The following is an 18,272-nucleotide window of genomic DNA, read 5'->3' on the forward strand; positions in this document are numbered from 1 at the left end:
TGAGCAACTGAGCAACTGAGCAACTGAGCAACTGAGCAACTGAGATATCCCGCCGTCACTTGCCGTGATCGAACGAGAGAACTGACCCATGAACGCCTTGACTGACCTGCAAGCGCCGCGCCGCTCGCTCACCGAGCTCGAGCAGCGCGAGAACTTCTCCGCGCGCCACATCGGCCCGGACACCCCCGAACAACAAGCCATGCTCACCGAGCTGGGCTATGCCTCGCGCGCCGCGTTGATCGACGCGGTCGTGCCGGCCTCGATCCGCCGCGACGGCGAGCGCTTCGCCGCATCGCTCGGCCAGTTCGCCGCCGCGAAGACCGAGTCGCAGGCACTTGCGCAATTGCGCGCGCTGGCCGACCAGAACCAGGTCTTCAAGTCGTTCATCGGTCAGGGCTACTACAACACCTTCACGCCGGGCGTGATCCTGCGCAACGTGCTGGAGAACCCGGCCTGGTACACGGCTTACACCCCGTATCAGCCGGAAATCTCGCAGGGCCGCCTCGAAGCGCTGCTCAATTACCAGCAGATGATCATCGACATGACGGGGCTGGCGATCGCCAACGCGTCGATGCTCGACGAGGCGACCGCCGCCGCCGAAGCGATGACGCTGGTCAAGCGCACCGGCAAGTCGAAGTCCAACACGTTCTTCGTGGCGGACGATGTGCTGCCGCAAACCATCGAAGTGGTGCAAACGCGCGCCAAACCGCTCGGCATCGAAGTCCAGGTCGGTCCCGTGGCCGCCGCCGCCGAAGTCGAGGCGTTCGGCGTGCTGGTGCAATACCCGGGCGTGGGCGGCGACGTGCGCGATTTCCGCGCGCTGGCCGACACGATCCATGCGAAGGGCGGCATGCTGGTCGCCGCCGCGGACCTGCTCTCGCTCGCGTTGCTCACGCCGCCGGGCGAGTGGGGCGCCGACGTTGCCGTCGGCAACAGCCAGCGCTTCGGCGTGCCGATGGGCTTCGGCGGCCCGCACGCCGCCTACCTGGCCACGCGCGACGAACTCAAGCGCTCGATGCCCGGTCGTCTGGTCGGCGTGTCGGTCGACTCGCAGGGCAAGCCGGCGCTGCGATTGGCGCTGCAAACGCGCGAGCAGCACATCCGCCGCGAGAAGGCCACCTCGAACATCTGTACCGCGCAGGCGCTGCTCGCCATCATGGCCAGCATGTACGCCGCGTATCACGGCCCGCAGGGCCTGCGTGTAATCGCCGAGCGCGTGCACCGTCTGACGGCCGTGCTGGCCGCCGGTCTTGCCGCCCTGGGCGCCGCGCCGCGAAACGCCACGTTCTTCGACACGCTGACCGTGCCGGTGGCCGGCCGCGCCGACAGCATTCACACCGTGGCCGCCGCCCGCCGTTTCAACCTGCGTCGCGAGGACGCCGATACGGTCGGCATCTCGCTCGACGAGACCAGCACGCGCGACGACGTGATCGCGTTGTGGGAAGTGGTCGCAGAGGGGCTCGGCAAGCAAGCTGTCTCGCTGGACTTCGACGCCATCGAAGCCACCGTCTCGAACGGTTATCCGGCGGCGCTCGCGCGCCAGAGCGCGTATCTCACGCATCCGGTGTTCAATCGCTATCACTCCGAGCACGAAATGCTGCGTTACCTGCGCAGTCTCTCGGACAAGGATCTGGCGCTCGATCGCACGATGATCCCGCTCGGCTCGTGCACGATGAAGCTCAACGCCACCTCGGAGATGCTGCCGGTGACGTGGCCGGAATTCGGCCAGATTCACCCGTTCGCCCCGGCCGACCAGACGGTGGGCTACCGCACCATGATCGACCAGCTCGAGCGCATGCTCGTGGCCGCGACCGGCTATGCGGCGGTGTCGTTGCAGCCGAACGCCGGCTCGCAGGGCGAGTACGCAGGCCTGCTGATCATTCAGGCGTATCACGCCTCGCGCGGCGAAGCGCATCGCGACATCTGCCTGATCCCGGCGTCGGCGCACGGTACCAACCCGGCATCGGCCCAGATGGCGGGCATGCAGGTCGTGGTGGTCGCGTGCGATGCCAATGGCAACGTCGATCTGGCCGACCTGCAGGCGAAGGCCGAGCAGCATCGCGACCGCCTGGCCGCGATCATGATGACATACCCGTCCACGCACGGCGTGTTCGAGGCGGGCGCGCGCCAGATCTGCGAAATCGTGCATGCGAACGGCGGCCAGGTGTATGTCGACGGCGCCAACATGAACGCGATGGTCGGCCTGTGCGCACCCGGCGAATTCGGTGGCGACGTGTCGCACCTGAACCTGCACAAGACGTTCTGCATTCCGCACGGCGGCGGCGGCCCCGGCGTGGGGCCGGTCGCTGTCGGCGCCCATCTGGCGAAGTTCCTGCCGAACCAGCGTTCGACCGGGTATTCGCGCGATGCCGAAGGTATCGGCGCCGTGTCGGGCGCTCCGTACGGTTCGGCCTCGATCCTGCCGATCTCGTGGATGTATGTGGCGATGATGGGTGCGAAGGGCCTGACGGCCGCCACCGAAACCGCCATTCTCAACGCCAACTACCTCGCGAAGAAGCTCGCGCCGCACTACCCGGTGCTGTACACCGGGCCGGGCGGGCTGGTGGCGCACGAGTGCATTCTCGACCTGCGTCCGCTCAAGGACACCAGCGGCATCACCGTCGACGACGTGGCCAAGCGACTGATGGATTTCGGCTTCCATGCGCCGACGATGAGCTTCCCGGTGCCGGGCACGCTGATGGTCGAGCCGACGGAATCGGAGTCGAAGCACGAACTCGACCGCTTCATCGAGGCGATGGTCACGATCCGCGAGGAAATCCGCGCGGTGGAAGAGGGACGCGCGGACCGCGAGGACAATCCGCTCAAGCACGCGCCGCACACGGCCGACGTGGTGACCGCCGACGAATGGACGCACGCCTACGCGCGCAGCCAGGCAGCGTATCCGGTCAAGGCGCTGCGCGAGCGCAAGTACTGGCCTCCGGTCGGACGCGCCGACAACGTGTATGGCGACCGGAACCTGTTCTGCGCCTGCGTGCCGATGAGCGACTACGAGTGATCGTCGCGTAGTTCGGACACACGGGGGCCGGCAGCAACGTTGCCGGCCCCTTTTTGTCTCTCCGGATGCGGCTTCGGACGTCACGCGGTCGTGGCGGACTTGCCGCGGCCGACGAGTCATCTTCACGTTTCAGATCTTCAGGAAAGCCTCATGGCCGTTTCAGTTTTCGATTTGTTCAAGATCGGTATCGGACCGTCGAGTTCGCATACCGTCGGGCCCATGCGCGCCGCGCTGATGTTCGTTCAGGGACTGGAGCGCGACGGCCTGTTGCCCCAGGTGGCGTCGGTTCGCGCCGAGTTGTATGGCTCGCTGGGCGCGACCGGCAAGGGACACGGCACCGACAAGGGCGTGCTGCTCGGCTTCATGGGCGAAGCGCCCGATACGGTCGATCCGTCGACGATTGCCGCGCGGCTGGCCACGCTGCGCAAGTCGAAGGTGCTGTCGATTCTCGGTCGCCACGATGTACCGTTCGTCGAAAAGGAACACATGGTGTTCTATCGTCGCGAAGCGATGGCCGAGCACCCGAACGGCATGAAATTCCATGCCTTCGACGGTGCGGGCAACACCTTGCGCGAAGGACGCTATCTGTCGGTCGGCGGTGGCTTCGTCGTGACGGCGGGCGCGTCGAACGCGCAGGTGCTCTCGGCGCACGATCAGCTGCCGTACCCGTTCCGCACGGGCAAGGAACTGCTCGAGATGTGCCGCGCCAGCGGCAAGACCATCGCCCAGTTGATGTGGGAGAACGAGAAGGTCTGGCACCAGGGCGATACGGCGGAAGCGGACATCCGTCGTGGGTTGCTCAATATCTGGCATGTGATGCAGTCGTGCGTGACGCGCGGTTGCGGCATCGGCAACGACGAGGCCGACGGCGAACTGCCCGGGCCGCTCCATGTGCGGCGTCGCGCGCCGGAGTTGTACCGCCAGCTCACGCAGCGCGCGGAACGCACGCTGTCCGACCCGTTGTCGGTGATGGACTGGGTGAACCTGTACGCGATCGCCGTCAACGAAGAGAACGCGGCGGGCGGGCGTGTCGTGACGGCGCCGACGAACGGCGCGGCCGGCATCATCCCGTCGGTGCTTCACTACTACGACCGCTTCGTGCACGGCGCGAACGAGCAGGGCGTGATCGATTTCCTGCTCACGGCGGGTGCCATCGGCATTCTCTACAAGCTCAACGCGTCGATTTCGGGCGCGGAGGTCGGCTGCCAGGGCGAGGTCGGCGTGGCCTGTTCGATGGCGGCAGGCGCGCTTGCGGCCGTGCTGGGCGGCACGGTCGAGCAGGTCGAGAATGCGGCCGAAATTGGCATGGAGCACAACCTCGGCCTGACGTGCGATCCGGTGGGCGGATTGGTGCAGATTCCATGCATCGAACGCAACGCCATGGCGTCGATCAAGGCCGTGAACGCCGCACGGATGGCGCTGCGCGGCGATGGCGCTCACTATGTGTCGCTCGACTCCGTCATCAAGACGATGCGCGAGACGGGCGCCGACATGAAGACCAAGTACAAGGAGACGGCGCGCGGCGGATTGGCGGTGAATATCGTCGAGTGCTGACACGGCGCCACGTCGCGCACGTGTCGGTGAACGATGCGCGTGCGACGCACGGGCCGCGTGTGCGCGCCGTAAAAGACGTTTCAGCTGTCGCGCCGTTGCCGGTCCTGCCGGTCAATCGAACACGCCTCACGGGAATCCCGTGGGGCCTTTTTTCGTCTTTGGGCGAGTGATTTCTGATTTCGCGCGAACCCTTCGAAAGTTCCGGGCGTTTCCTAATCCCCGGTGTCGAGACGTCGTCGAGAATGGCAAGTTTTGACGACTTTGCTGTCACGCCCGATGCGGCGCGAGGCGCTCAGACGAAAGGAGTTCGACCATGCGAAAGCAACAATCCGGGATCTTCCTGATCTCGGCGGCGATTGCCGTCGCCGTGCTGGGGGTGATGATTTCCTTCTGGGGCGTGCATCAGGCAAGGCAGATGCGTACCGAAAAGGCGGAGCGCATGGGCGAAGCGCTGAAGCTCATGGGCGACAAGGTGCAGAGCTTCGTGGTGGAGCATCACAACGCCATCGTGGCGTTGCTGGGCCCATCGGCAAAGCCGTTCACGGTCCGGGGCGTCACCTTTGAAAGGCGCCAGGATTGGCTCGGCCGTCCCAGCATCGACAATCTGACGGCGAGCAGGCTGCTCACGGCCACCAACGCCACCGGCATGGGCACGCGCCCGCCGGGAAGCCGAGGCGAATACGGCATTCACGTGTATCTCGAATGCGACAAGACCACAAATGTGTGCAACATCGAAACGCTCACCTACATCGACACACCGATCTACAAGACTTACGGCACCGCTCCCGACTGGGACGCCGCGGCGGTCGCCGTGCGCAAGATCGGCGCACTGGGCGGCATTCAGCACGACGGAGGTCAGGTGTTCCGGTTCCTCGATTCATCCGGTCAAACCGGGACCGTCGCGAGCCCGCTCGGAAAGCCGGGACTCATCGCGGTGCGCGGGGGCTATTCGACCAGTGCGATGGACGTTTACGTCCGGCGCGATGGCTCGACGATGCGGGGACCGCTCGATTTCGAAGAGAGGGACGCGCAGGGCGGGAGGGTCAAGCGGCACGACATTGTCGGCGTGGGCAAACTCGACGCGGAGCGACTCAGTGGCGCATCGTTGACTGCCAGCGCGGCGACCGTCAGTGGCCCGCTCGTCGCGAACTCGGCGACGCTTCAGGGCCAGCTCGACATGGGGGGCAATGGAGCGAACCATAGCATCGTGGGCGCGCAGGATATCAGTGGCACCGGCACGTTACGTATGGGCGCCATGGAACTCACCGGCCCGGCGGGCGCGCAAAGCCTGGTCGTGGGAGGACCTGCGAACGTCGGCGCGCGGCTGAGCGTGGCGGGGGATACCGTGCTGGAAGGGAAGCTGAGCGCGAAGAACGGCGCGAAGCTCGACGGGAAGCTCGAAATGTCGGGCAATGACATCGTCAAGGCCGACAAGGTCGAGGCCGACCTGTTCCGCTCGGCGAAGGGCGTGGTCGAGCTCAACGGCGCCAAGCAGCAGGGCGAGGAGTGCCACGTCTGGGGATTGACGCGCGACGCCGACGGCCGGCTGCTTTCGTGCCAGCGCAGTCGGCCGGGCAGCAACACGTGGCATTGGAAACTCGCGAGCACCCCCGGCAGCGTGACGGATGTGCCGACCTACATCGTCAAGGAGATCGAAAAACTCGTCCGGGTCGACGACCACTGGAAAGTCACGCGCTATTCGCTGACGCCGTCGCGTGCGGGGCTGAGGTTGGGATCGGCGCTCTACTTCTACGTGGCGTCCCAATCCGACGCCACGCTGCTCGCATGCGCGGTCACCAATGTGGGGCGCGGTGGCGCGTCGATCCGGCCCGGCGCCAGTCAGGGCGAGTACATCGTGACGCAGTCGCCACGCGGCACCGAGCAACTGGTGTGCCTGTCGAAAGGGGCGGGAACGCCGTACGTGCGCGAGAACGCCTGGTTCTGGCGCGGGTGGCCGACGATCGATGTTCACGGTAGCGTCGTGAAGAGCGGCTTCTGGTCCGTGCGCGATTTCGTTTCCAAACTGCCATCGATTCATCGCGACGTTCGAAAGCCGGACAAGATCCTGAAGGACACCGACACGGGGTTTGCCCGCGAGTTGAAGCAGTTGTTCGACACGTTCGGTACGTGGGCATCCGCCGGCGATCTCAATGCGCCGATCGCGCAGGGTGGCATGGGCTTTTACCGCTATACGACCCGACACCTCGGTGGAACGTCCGCGGTGCTCGTCAAGAATCCGAATGGCCCGGTGTCCTGCAAGATCAGGTCGGACTTCGCGGGCGCCTTTCTCGATCATTCGAGCGATACGATCCGGGTCGGCACACGCGCGGCGCACACCGCAGGTCCGGGCAGAACGCTCGCGGTCGACGTGCAATGTGCCTTCTCGCGCGCCAGCGATCTTCACAACAGTTCTTTCACGCCGTGCAGTCCAGGCACCTGTCCGCTTCCCTGATGGCGGCGCTCGCCTTGCACCGGTATGCGTGCACCCCCGCCGATCCACGCCCTCACACGCCCTCACACGTCCTCCGCAAACTTCCGAGCCCGGAACATCGCGGCTTTGCGACGCGTCACGCCACCGTCACATCCGGGCGATATGCTCTGCGGCGATGTCTCCTTGCCTTGTCTTTGAGCCGCCCGGCGATCGCCGAGCGGCTTTTTTTATTGGCGCGCGTCCGAACCTGCATAGGAATCGACGCAAAGTGCAGCGGCAAACTGTCGCAATGGCCCAATCCTTGAGATTCTCCGTCCCTCGCCTCTCATTTCAGAGGGGTGATGCACGATTGCGACAGGAGACGACTGACATGGAAAGCTGGGTTAAATCGATGGTGGATGCCGTCGGCGGGGTGCTGTCGGGCTACCCCCTGGTGATCGCCTTGCTCGGCGCGGGCCTTTACTTCACCGTGCGGTTCGGCGGCATACAGATCCGGGCGTTCGCGCATAGCGTTCGCCTGTTGCGAACCTCGGGTGACATTTCCGGCATATCGCCGTTTCAGGCATTCGCCACGGGGCTGGCCAGCCGCGTCGGCACCGGCAATATCGCGGGCGTGGCCGTGGCGCTGACCATCGGCGGTCCGGGCGCCATCTTCTGGATGTGGATGACGGCATTGCTTGGCATGGCGTCGGCCTTTGTCGAATCGACGCTTGCGCAGATCTTCAAGGTTGCGCATCGGGACAACACGTTCCGTGGTGGCCCCGCCTACTACATTCAGCTCGGTCTCGGCTCACGCAAGTTCGGCGTCGTTTTCGCCGTCGCGCTGTTGTTCACGTTTGGCTTCGCCCTCAACTCGGTGCAATCGCACTCCATCGCGGAGGCGCTCGAAGCGTCGTTCGGCTGGGAGCGGCAGTGGATCGGCATCGCGTTGGTCCTGCTGACCGCGCCGATCATCTATGGGGGTGTGCGGCGTGTGGCGCGCGTGGCCCAATGGATCGTTCCGGTCATGGCGGTAGCGTATCTCGGGCTTGCGGTGTTCGTTTGCCTCGCGAATCTGCACGAGTTTCCCGGCATGATCGCGTTGATCTGGCGCCATGCCTTCGGGCTGGAGCCCGCGGCGGGTGGTATCGCCGGGTATGCCGTCGGTCAGGCGGTGCTGATGGGGGTGAAGCGGGGGCTCTTCTCCAACGAGGCCGGCATGGGCAGTGCGCCAAACGCGGCGGCGGTCGCCACCACGCGGCATCCGGTTCAGCAAGGGCTCATGCAGATGCTCGGCGTGTGCTTCGACACCATCGTCGTTTGCTCGGCGACGGCATTCATGATCCTGCTCTCGGGAGAGTTCATGCCCGGCGCGGCGCCGGAAGGCGCGGTGCTCACACAGCGCGCGCTGGCCGCGCACTTCGGCGACTGGGCGGTGACCTTCACCGGCCTGACGGTATTCTTCCTGGCGTATTCCAGCGTGCTCGGCAACTACGCGTACGCGGAAGTGAACATGGACTACATGACGCAGCGACGCTGGTGCCTGCATGTCTTTCGAGCGCTGGTACTGGCGGCGGTGATGCTCGGTTCCATCGCGAGCCTGCCGCTGGTGTGGAGTTTCGCCGACGTCGGTACGGCGTTGATGGCGTTCATCAACCTGATCGCCATTGCCTTGCTGACCCGATACGCGGTGCTCGCATGGCATGACTATCGGAAACAGCGCAAAGCCGGTGTCGCCGAACCGGTATTCACGCGCGACGTGCTGCCACCCGAGTTGCGCGAACGCCTGCCGAAGGACGTCTGGTAACGTGCGCCGCGCGATGCCGCGATGACGTCGCCCGGAAAGCGGGAATCCGGCAAACGCGGAATTCAAAAGCAAGGGCCGGTGAGACGACTCACCGGCCCTTGGCGTTTGCGACTAATGAGCCGTCGTCAAACGGTCACTTGCCGCCGACCGTCTCGAGTACGGTCCACTTGCCGTCGACCACCTTGTAGAGCGTGATCGAGCCGTACTTCAGATCGCCCACCTTGTCGTAAGCCAGCTCACGCGTGGTCACGCCGGGCATGCTCGTCTTGGCCAGCGCCGGCAGGTACTTCGCCGGGTCGGTCGAGTTGGCCTTCTTCATGGCGGACATCATGGCCATGGCACCGTCATAGGCGTAGGGCGAGTAGGTTTCCGGGGCCGAGCCGAACTTCGCCTTGTAGCGCTGTTCGTAAGCGGTGCCGCCGGGCATCTTGTCGAGCGGCAGGCCGGCGAGCGAGACAACCGAGCCGTTGGCGGCGTCGCCGGCAATCTTCAGGAACGCATCCGACTTGACCATCTCGCCGGCCATCAGCGTGCTCTTCATGCCCAGCTCGCGCATCTGCTTGGCGAGCGGGCCAGCCTGGGCGTCGGCGCCGCCGTAGAAGACCATGTCCGGATTGGCGCGCTTGAGGTTGGTCAGGATCGCGCGGAAATCCACGGCCTTGTCGTTGGCGTACTCGCGGCGCACGATCTTGCCACCGGCTGCCTTCGCCGCTTTCTCGAACTCGTCGGCCAGGCCCTGGCCGTAGGCGGTGCGATCGTCGACGATCGCGATGTTCTTGAAGCCCAGCTTCTTGACCGCGAACGTGCCCACCACCGACCCCTGCTGGATGTCCGAGGTCATCATGCGGAAGGTCGTCTTGAAACCCTGCTTCGTGTATTCCGGCGCGGTCGCCATGGCGATTTCCGGGATACCGGCGCCGGCGTAGATGCGCGATGCCGGGATCGTGGTGCCCGAGTTGAAATGGCCGAGCATGCCCTTGATGCCCGAGTCGACCAATTTCTGCGCAACCAGCGAACCCTGACGCGGATCCGCCTGATCGTCCTCGGACTGCAACACGAACTTCACCGGCTTGCCTTCGATGGTCGGCTTGGTGGCGTTGTACTCGTCAACGGCCATCTGGATGCCGTTCTGCATGTCCTTGCCGTAGTGCGCCTGGGCGCCCGTGAGCGGTGCGGCAAAACCCAGCTTCACTTCCTGCGCCTGTTGTGCGCCGGCGGTACCGAACGCGAGCAGTCCCGCCACTGCGACTGCGCTGAGCGTAAGCTTCGATTGCATCAACCCTCTCCTTGCATGTGTATGTCGTTGAGTGGCGCGCCTGCGGGATCGCCGCGGCGCACCTTTCTTGGAATGCCATCGGCACAGGACCGGTCGATCCTGGACGGCATGCATCGCAATCAAACGCATAATGCGTCCGACGCGGCAGTATTGGATGGCTGCGCGCGCCGGTCAAGAGGGACATTTGCCGATAGAAGGTGCTACCGGGTTATGGCGTGGGTTGCGCCGTGGGCGCGTCGGTGCTACCCGGGATGACGGGGGCGCCGTCGCGGATCTGGCGCAGGACGGCTTCGGCCGCTTCGAAACGGGCGAGAACGTCGGCGGACGGCGCCCGGCCGAGACGACTCACGACCACGAGCGCCAGACCGCCGAGGACGAAGCCGGGCACGATTTCGTACAGTTCGAACCAGGCGAACTGTTTCCAGATGAGCACCGTGGCGGCACCCACCACGATGCCCGCCAGCGCGCCGTTGCGTGTGACGCGGGGCCAGAGCAGGGTGGCCAGCACCAGCGGACCGAACGCCGCGCCGAAGCCGGCCCAGGCGTAGCTCACCATGCCCAGCACCCGGCTGTTCGGGTCGAGCGCCAGCAATACCGCGACGACCGCCACGGCCAGCACCATCGCGCGCCCGATCCACACGAGACGGCGTTGGCTGACCGGCCCGCGCGCAAACGTCTTGTAAAGGTCCTCCGTCAGCGCGCTCGCGCAGACGAGCAACTGGCACGACAGCGTGCTCATCACCGCCGCCAGAATCGCGGCGAGCAGAATGCCGGCGAGCCACGGCGTGAACAACTGGGTGGTCAATGCCATGAAGATCGTTTCCGGATTGGCGGCCACCCCGTCGCCGATCAGCGGACGCGCGCTATAGAACGCCAGGCCGAAGAAGCCCACCGCCACGGCGCCGGCCAGGCAAAGCGTCATCCAGGTCATGCAGATGCGTCGCGCCTGCGGGATCGCGGCGGCCGAGCGCGCGGCCATGAAGCGCACGAGAATATGCGGCTGGCCGAAATAACCGAGGCCCCATGCGAGCATCGAGATCACGCCGACGGGGGCGAGCTCCCCGAACCAGTCGGTGTGCGCGGGGTGAACCGCCGTCACGGCGGAGATCGCCGCGGCCGGGCCGCCGTCGATGGTGATCACGGCAATCGGCGTGACCACCAGCGCGGCGAACATCAACGAGGCTTGCACGGTGTCGGTCCAGCTCACCGCGAGAAAGCCGCCGATGAACACGTACGCGATGGTCGCCACGGCGCCGATCCACAGCGCTGTGCGGTAGTCGAGTCCGAACATCGTCTCGAACAGGCGCGCTCCGGCCACCACGCCGGAGGCGCAGTAAATCGTGAAGAAGATGAGGATCACGAGCGCCGTGACAATGCGCAGCACATGGCTGCTGTCGCCAAAGCGCTGCGTCAGGTATTCGGGCAATGTCAGGGCGTTGCCGCAAACCTCGGTGTGCACGCGCAGCCGCGCGGCGACCAGATGCCAGTTCGCCCATGCGCCCACGGCGAGGCCGACAGCGATCCAGACGCCCGACAGGCCACCGACGTAGATGGCGCCCGGCAGCCCAAGCAGCAGCCAGCCGCTCATGTCGGACGCCCCTGCGGAGAGCGCGGTGACGAAGCTGCCGAGGCGGCGTCCACCGAGGATGTAGTCGGAGAGATTGTTGGTGGACCGGTAACCGAGCCACCCGATCACCAGCATGAGCAGCAAATAGACGGTGAATGACACCGCAGTGGGATTCCACAGGGACATGTAGCCTCCTTGAGCGGCGGTGCGGTGCGCGTCGGACGCCGATCTCCCGGCATGACGAAAGGGGCGACAACGCGCAACGACGACCGCGGTGGCCGGCGATACGTGTCGCCGGCACGGGTTGACCGCCCGAAGGCGGTGAGACGCGTTTATATGTCGGGGGCGGGCGCGACGATACCGTGAAAGCGCTCAGCGTGCGGGGCTACGGTAAATGCGGTCCAACGTGAACCGCGGGGAAGGTGCGGCGACCCGTCAGATATCGAGCGGACCGGCGATGGGGCCGGGAAGCGTTGGTGTGAGGTGAGCCGAGGCAGGACGAAGCACGACGAAGCAAGACGAAGCAGGACGAGGTGTGGCCCTGGCGGCCGAGTGGCGTCACACCGCGGTGACGGGTCGTGGGACGTGATCAGCGACGGCGAATGACCGCGTCTCATGTGAAACGGCCGCGCATGCTCGTCAACATCGAGCCTGCGCGGCCGCCAGGCGCGTATTGCGCGCGCCGCAGACGCGATCGGTCGTTGGGCGCGCGCTGCCGGATTTAGGACGAATCTGGCGAGATTCGTACGCGAATCCGATGTCGCGCGCGCCGGGCCACCGACCCGCGGCGCTGGCTCAGCCGATGGTCATGAGGTTGGCGTTGCCACCCGCGGCCGCCGTGTTCACCGACACCGAGCGTTCGCACAGCAGACGCTCCAGCGAGTAGTCGTCGCCCGCCGAGAGGGCTTCGGGCGAGAGGCCTTGCGTCGAGAGAATCGGACCGTTGCGCGTGGCGATGCGGCGGTTCAGCGCGAGCAATTCGTCGCTGTCGCCTTCGAACAGCACGGCGGCGAGCGATGGTTCGCCGGCCGCGTCGGTCCCGGCGGCCAGCACCGAGGCGCGCGCCTTGAGCGTGTCGGGCAGCGCACTCACCAGCTCACGCGCGGCGGGGCTGTCCGCGAAGACCGCCGTGTTGCCCGTTGCCAGCACGGCAGCCAGTTGCGTGCGGGCGCCCAGCGGCGTGGCGGCCACGCACAGCACCGGACCGCGCGGCGCCAGTCCGTACGTGTTGCGCTCGCCGGTCGGCCCCGGCAGCACGGCCGTGGCGTCGAGCGCCGAGGTGGCCAGATAGCGATCCACGCGATCGATCGCGGCGGCGCTGTCCGACTGACGATGCAGCCAGTCGCGATAGCTCACCAGCGGCGAGAGGGCGGCGTCGTTGCGATTGAGCTCGGGAGCGAGCGCGGCCGGGCGCGTGGCGAGCAGGCGCGGCAGATACATCGGACCACCCGCTTTCGGACCTGTCCCAGACAGGCCTTCGCCGCCGAAGGGCTGCACGCCGACCACGGCGCCGATCACGTTGCGGTTCACGTAGACGTTGCCGACGTGTGCACGCTCGGTCACGTAGGCGATGGTTTCGTCGATACGCGTGTGCACGCCGAACGTCAGGCCGTAGCCCGTGCCGTTGATCTGGTCGAGCAGCTTGTCGAGCTGGGCGCGCTTGAACCGGATCACGTGCAGCACCGGACCGAACACTTCGCGTTGCAGTGCCTTCAGATCCGTGAGCTCGATGAGCGTGGGCGGCACGAACGTGCCGTGTCGTGCGGCTTCGGGCAACGGCAACTGTTCGACCGGGAAGCCCTTGGCGCGCATCTGCTCGATATGACGGTTGATGCCGCCCTGCGCTTCGGCGTCGATCACGGGGCCGACATCGATGGAGAGGCGATCCGGGTTGCCGATCGCCAGTTCCTGCATGGCGCCCTTGAGCATGTGCAGCGTCTTGTCGGCGATATCGTCCTGCAGGCACAGCACGCGCAGCGCCGAGCAGCGCTGGCCGGCCGAATCGAAGGCCGACGCGAGCACGTCGTACACGACCTGTTCAGGCAAGGCCGACGAGTCGACGATCATGGCGTTTTGCCCGCCGGTCTCGGCGATCAGCGGGATAGGACGGCCGTTGGCGTCGAGCCGCTCGGCCAGCGTGCGCGCGATGATGCGTGCGACTTCGGTCGAGCCGGTAAACATGACGGCCTTGGTCCGGGCGTCGGCCACCAGTGCGGCGCCGACGGTCTCACCCGTGCCGGGCAGCAGTTGGAGCGCGCCGGCCGGCACGCCGGCGGCCTGCATCAGGCGCACGGCCTCGGCCGCGATGAGCGGCGTTTGCTCGGCAGGCTTGGCGATGACCGGGTTGCCGGCGGCCAGCGCCGCGGCGACCTGACCGACGAAAATCGCGAGCGGGAAGTTCCACGGGCTGATACACAGCACCGGGCCCAGCGGGCGGTGCGTGTCATTCGAGAAGCCCTGACGGATCTGCGCCGCGTAGTAACGCAGGAAGTCGACCGCTTCGCGCACTTCGGCCACGGCGTTCGGCAGCGACTTGCCGGCTTCGCGCACGCACAGTCCCATGAGCGTGGGCATATGGGCTTCGAGCAGGTCGGCCGAGCGCATCAGGCAGTCGGCGCGTTCCTCGACCGGCGTGGCCTGCCAGATCGGCGCGGCGGCCACGGCGTGGGCCAATGCGGCTTGCACGTCGTCCGAGGTCGCCTCGATCACCTGGCCGACGGTGTCGCGCAGATCGGCCGGGTTGCGTACCGGACGCGGGGTGCCGGTCGTGCGTTCGCCATCGGCGAGCATCGGGGCGGCGCGCCACGGCGTGCCGGCGCTCGCGAGCAGCGCCGACGACAGCGAGGCGAGACGATGTTCGTTGGACAGATCGAAGCCCGACGAATTGGCGCGCGAGGTACCGTAAAGATCGCGCGGCAGCGGAATCTTCGCGTGCGGCGCCCCCAGCGGTTGCACCTTCTCGGCTTCCGTCACCGGATCGGCGATCAGTTCGTCGACGCTGACGGTCTCGTCGGCAATGCGGTTCACGAACGACGTGTTGGCGCCGTTTTCCAGCAGACGGCGCACGAGGTAGGCGAGCAGCGTTTCATGCGTGCCGACCGGCGCATACACCCGGCACGGCCGCGCGAGCTTGCCCGACGCGATGGGGCCGACGACTTCCTCGTACAGCGGCTCGCCCATGCCGTGCAGGCACTGGAATTCGTACTGGCCGGGGTAGTAGTTGTTGCCCGCGAGGTGATAGATGGCGGAGAGCGTGTAGGCGTTGTGCGTGGCGAACTGCGGGTAGATCGCATCCGGCACGGCGAGCAGCTTCTTCGCGCAGGCGAGGTACGACACGTCCGTGTAGATCTTGCGCGTGTACACCGGATAGCCTTCCAGGCCGTCGACTTGTGCGCGCTTGATTTCCGTATCCCAATAGGCGCCTTTGACCAGGCGCACCATGATGCGATGCCGGCTGCGCCGGGCGAGATCGATAATGAAGTCGATCACGAACGGGCAGCGCTTCTGATACGCCTGCACCACGAAGCCGATGCCGTTCCAGCCGGCGAGTTCCGGGTCGAAGCAGAGCGCCTCGAGCAGGTCGAGCGAGATCTCGAGGCGGTCGGCCTCTTCGGCGTCGATGTTCAGGCCGATGTCATACGAGCGGGCCAGCTTGGCAAGCGACTGCACGCGCGGCAACAGTTCGGCAACGGTACGCTCGTGCTGGCTGCGCGAGTAGCGCGGGTGCAATGCCGAGAGCTTGATCGAGATGCCGGGGCCTTCGTAGATGCCGCGGCCCGCCGAGGCTTTCCCGATCGCATGGATTGCCTGCTCGTAGCTGGCGTAGTAGCGCTGGGCGTCTTCCTCGGTCGTCGCGGCCTCGCCGAGCATGTCGTACGAGTAGCGGAAGCCCTGGGCTTCGTACTTGCGGCTGTTGGCAAGCGCTTCGGAGATGGTTTCGCCCGTCACGAACTGCTCGCCCATCAGGCGCATGGCGATGTCCACGCCCTTGCGGATGAGCGGTTCGCCGCCGCGGCCGATCAGGCGAGTGAGCGCCTTCGTGAGGCCCGCTTCACTGGTCGTCGTCACGAGCTTGCCGGTGATCATCAGGCCCCAGGTGGCGGCATTGACGAACATCGAGGGCGAATTGCCCATGTGGGCGTGCCAGTCGCCCTTGCTGATCTTGTCGCGAATGAGGGCATCGCGCGTGGCCTTGTCGGGAATGCGCAGCAGCGCTTCGGCAAGACACATCAGCGCCACGCCTTCCTGGCTCGACAGCGAGAACTCGTGGATCAGGCCCTCCACGCCACCGCCCGTACTCTTGCCGCGCAGCGCGACGACCAGCTTGCGGGCGAGGTCGGAGGCTTGCGTGGCGGTCGACGGCGCCAGCTTGGCCTGGCCGACCAGCACTGGCACGCATTCCGGCTCGGGACGGCGATAGGCCGCCGTGATCGCGGCGCGCAGCACCGACTGCGGTTGCACGTTCTGGGCGAATTCGAGGAAGGGATGCGGCACGGCGTCGTCGCTGGCGTGGCCCTCGATCACCTCGGTACCGGATTGGGTTGCACCACTGAGTTCGGGCGGCAATGCGCCGCTCTCGATACGCTCGAGATAGGCGAAGATGGCCTGTTTGATGAGCCAGTGCGGGGTGCGCTCGATTTGCTGGGCGGCCGTCTTGAGCCGCGTGCGGAGGACGTCGTCGACCTTGACGCCAAGCGTGGTGTTTGCCATGGAAGGGTTACCTGATGACGCAAAAACGTGACACCCATAGCGGGTGAATGGCGGCATCGTAACCGGCTTTCCGAAGAGGTGCAACCAGAGTCAAAATTCGGGTTGCACCGAATGGGGGCGAGCGGGTTTGCGGGGGAGGCGGTGAAGCCCCGGGGGCGCCCCGGGGCCGAAGCGTCACTTCTGGTCGGTGCCGTACGTCTTGCCGAGATACTCGGCGATTAGCTTGACCTGATCTTCGGGAATCGGCGCGCCGTACACCTTCACCATCTTCGCGACTTCCGCGTGCCAGAAGGCGGCGGGCATTGGCGGCTGGGTGTTGACGTAGTCCACGGAGTGACACATGACACACCAGGCGTTGGCGGCCTGATGACCGGCAAGTGTGGAGGCCTTGAGCTGGGCGGTCTCCTGCGGCAGCTTGATCTCCAGGGCGTGCGCGGAAGACGCGCCGAGGGTGAGAAGGGCGCCGCTCAGCCCGGCCAGCAAGGCGGCGACGTTCGACAATTTGACTGCGTTCATGATCGTCCCCTGTCTCAAGCCGCGACTACGCGCACGGATTCCACGCCGTTGCGCAGATAGCCGGCCGGATTCCACAACGATTGCAGCGGTTGCGTCACCCCTGCACGATTCGTCGCCCGCACTTTCAGAACGTACTCGCCGGCCTGTGGCGGCGTGAAATTCGCCGTCCATTCGCGGAACGAGTATTTCGACAACTCCTGGCCCAGCTTCGCGGCGTGCCATGTCTGGCCGCCGTCGGTCGAGAACTGCACGTCGCGAATGCCTTCGCCGCCGTCGAATGCAATGCCTCGCACGCGCATGGCCTTGCCGGCGGCGACTTGCTGACCGTCGGCGTGACTGGTAATGAACGAACGCACGGTGAAGCGGCCGATCGGCTTCGTCTTCTCGGGTGCCTTGCCGGGTTCGACGCAATTGCAGTCGTTATCCGGGATGCGATAGGCCGTGGCCATCCAGAAACCGTCGAATACCTTGTCGATGACGTTGATGTCGGCCAGATGCTTGACCCAGTAAGTGCCGTAGTACCCGGGCACGACCAGTCGCACGGGGAAGCCGTTGAGCATCGGCAGGTCCTTGCCGTTCATGGCAAACGCGATCATCACCTCGCCGTCCATCGCGTGGTCGAGGTCGAGCGCCTTCACGAACTCCGGCGTGGCGGGCACGATCGGGCGATCCAGACCCTCGAAGGTGACCTGCTTCGCATTGGGCGACACCCCTGCGCGCTCGAGAATCCGCTTGAGTGGAATACCGCGCCAGCGGGCGTTGCCCATGGCGCCGTTGGCGATCTGCCCGCCCGCCACGCGCGGCTCGAAGAAGCCGCGGCTATTGCCCGAGCACTGATGCACGGCCACGATTTCCACGGGCTGGCCGAAGTCCTTCTTCAGCGAGGCGAGCGAGATGTCGAGCGGTTTGCTCACGCTGCCGCCCACGCGAATGCGGTGCTTTGCCGGATCGATGTCGGTCGGGATGCCCGCAAGGTGGTAGCGCACAAAGAATGCGTCGTTGGGCGTGATCAGCCCGTCGTTGAACACCTCGAAGGGCGTTTCCAGTTGCGGTGGCCGTGCCGTGAGCCGGATCAACGGACGCTTTTGCGGATACGCGACGAGTTCGCGCTCGCCGTTGGCGAACGGCAGCGTGACCATCGTCGGCGCGGTGGCTGCCGCAAATACGTCGAGCGCCCGCCCGGCCAGCGTGGCCCCGACGCTCAGTGCCCCGGCGCGGCGCAGAAAGCGACGGCGCGAGACTTCGGCCAGGGCCGACTCCGGCGGCGCTTCGGAAAACGCGTATTCGGGCGGGAGAATGGGAGATGCGGCGGATGCGGCGGTATGTGGCGCCGTGGGGGGGGCGCTCCGGTCGTGCGACTTCATCGGATGTCTCCTGTAGAACTTCTTTTTCGTGCAGATGACGTGAACCGTTCGT

The 18,272-nt window shown here is 66.0% G+C and carries 9 protein-coding genes; 4 read left to right on the plus strand and 5 right to left on the minus strand.

Going from position 1 to position 18,272, the window contains the following annotated elements; all coding sequences use genetic code 11:
• Window positions 1-88: 88 nt before the first annotated feature.
• From gcvP to LV28_RS24835, 4 genes are all read left to right on the plus strand, one after another.
• Window positions 89-3,016, plus strand: a complete 2,928-nt coding sequence (gcvP, locus tag LV28_RS24820; RefSeq protein ID WP_024788642.1) for an aminomethyl-transferring glycine dehydrogenase — start codon at window positions 89-91, stop codon at window positions 3,014-3,016.
• 150 nt (window positions 3,017-3,166) lie between these two features.
• On the plus strand, window positions 3,167-4,570 hold the full coding sequence (locus tag LV28_RS24825; RefSeq protein WP_023872604.1) for an L-serine ammonia-lyase: 1,404 nt from the start codon (window positions 3,167-3,169) through the stop codon (window positions 4,568-4,570).
• A gap of 313 nt (window positions 4,571-4,883) precedes the next feature.
• Window positions 4,884-7,022: a hypothetical protein gene (locus LV28_RS24830; RefSeq protein WP_038619260.1), complete on the plus strand. Its 2,139-nt coding sequence runs from the start codon at window positions 4,884-4,886 to the stop codon at window positions 7,020-7,022.
• Between the two features lie 349 nt (window positions 7,023-7,371).
• Window positions 7,372-8,787, plus strand: a complete 1,416-nt coding sequence (locus LV28_RS24835) for an alanine/glycine:cation symporter family protein (protein WP_038619257.1) — start codon at window positions 7,372-7,374, stop codon at window positions 8,785-8,787.
• Between the two features lie 133 nt (window positions 8,788-8,920).
• Here the strand turns inward: LV28_RS24835 and LV28_RS24840 are convergent, their stop codons facing one another.
• From LV28_RS24840 to sorA, 5 genes are all read right to left on the minus strand, one after another.
• A complete protein-coding gene (locus LV28_RS24840; protein WP_023598413.1) occupies window positions 8,921-10,063 on the minus strand; it encodes a branched-chain amino acid ABC transporter substrate-binding protein in 1,143 nt (380 codons plus the stop codon).
• 208 nt (window positions 10,064-10,271) lie between these two features.
• The gene (gene putP, locus LV28_RS24845; RefSeq protein ID WP_038619254.1) at window positions 10,272-11,816 is read right to left on the minus strand and encodes a sodium/proline symporter PutP; all 1,545 of its coding nucleotides are present in this window, start codon (window positions 11,814-11,816) and stop codon (window positions 10,272-10,274) included.
• Between the two features lie 609 nt (window positions 11,817-12,425).
• On the minus strand, window positions 12,426-16,340 hold the full coding sequence (gene putA, locus LV28_RS24850; protein ID WP_038619251.1) for a trifunctional transcriptional regulator/proline dehydrogenase/L-glutamate gamma-semialdehyde dehydrogenase: 3,915 nt from the start codon (window positions 16,338-16,340) through the stop codon (window positions 12,426-12,428).
• A 174-nt stretch (window positions 16,341-16,514) separates the two neighbouring features.
• Window positions 16,515-16,856: a SorB family sulfite dehydrogenase c-type cytochrome subunit gene (gene sorB / locus LV28_RS24855; protein WP_024788643.1), complete on the minus strand. Its 342-nt coding sequence runs from the start codon at window positions 16,854-16,856 to the stop codon at window positions 16,515-16,517.
• A 14-nt stretch (window positions 16,857-16,870) separates the two neighbouring features.
• Window positions 16,871-18,220, minus strand: coding sequence for a SorA family sulfite dehydrogenase catalytic subunit (sorA, locus tag LV28_RS24860; protein ID WP_023598417.1), 1,350 nt, complete (start codon window positions 18,218-18,220; stop codon window positions 16,871-16,873).
• Window positions 18,221-18,272 lie beyond the last annotated feature (52 nt).

This window comes from Pandoraea pnomenusa (assembly GCF_000767615.3).
GTDB lineage: Bacteria > Pseudomonadota > Gammaproteobacteria > Burkholderiales > Burkholderiaceae > Pandoraea > Pandoraea pnomenusa.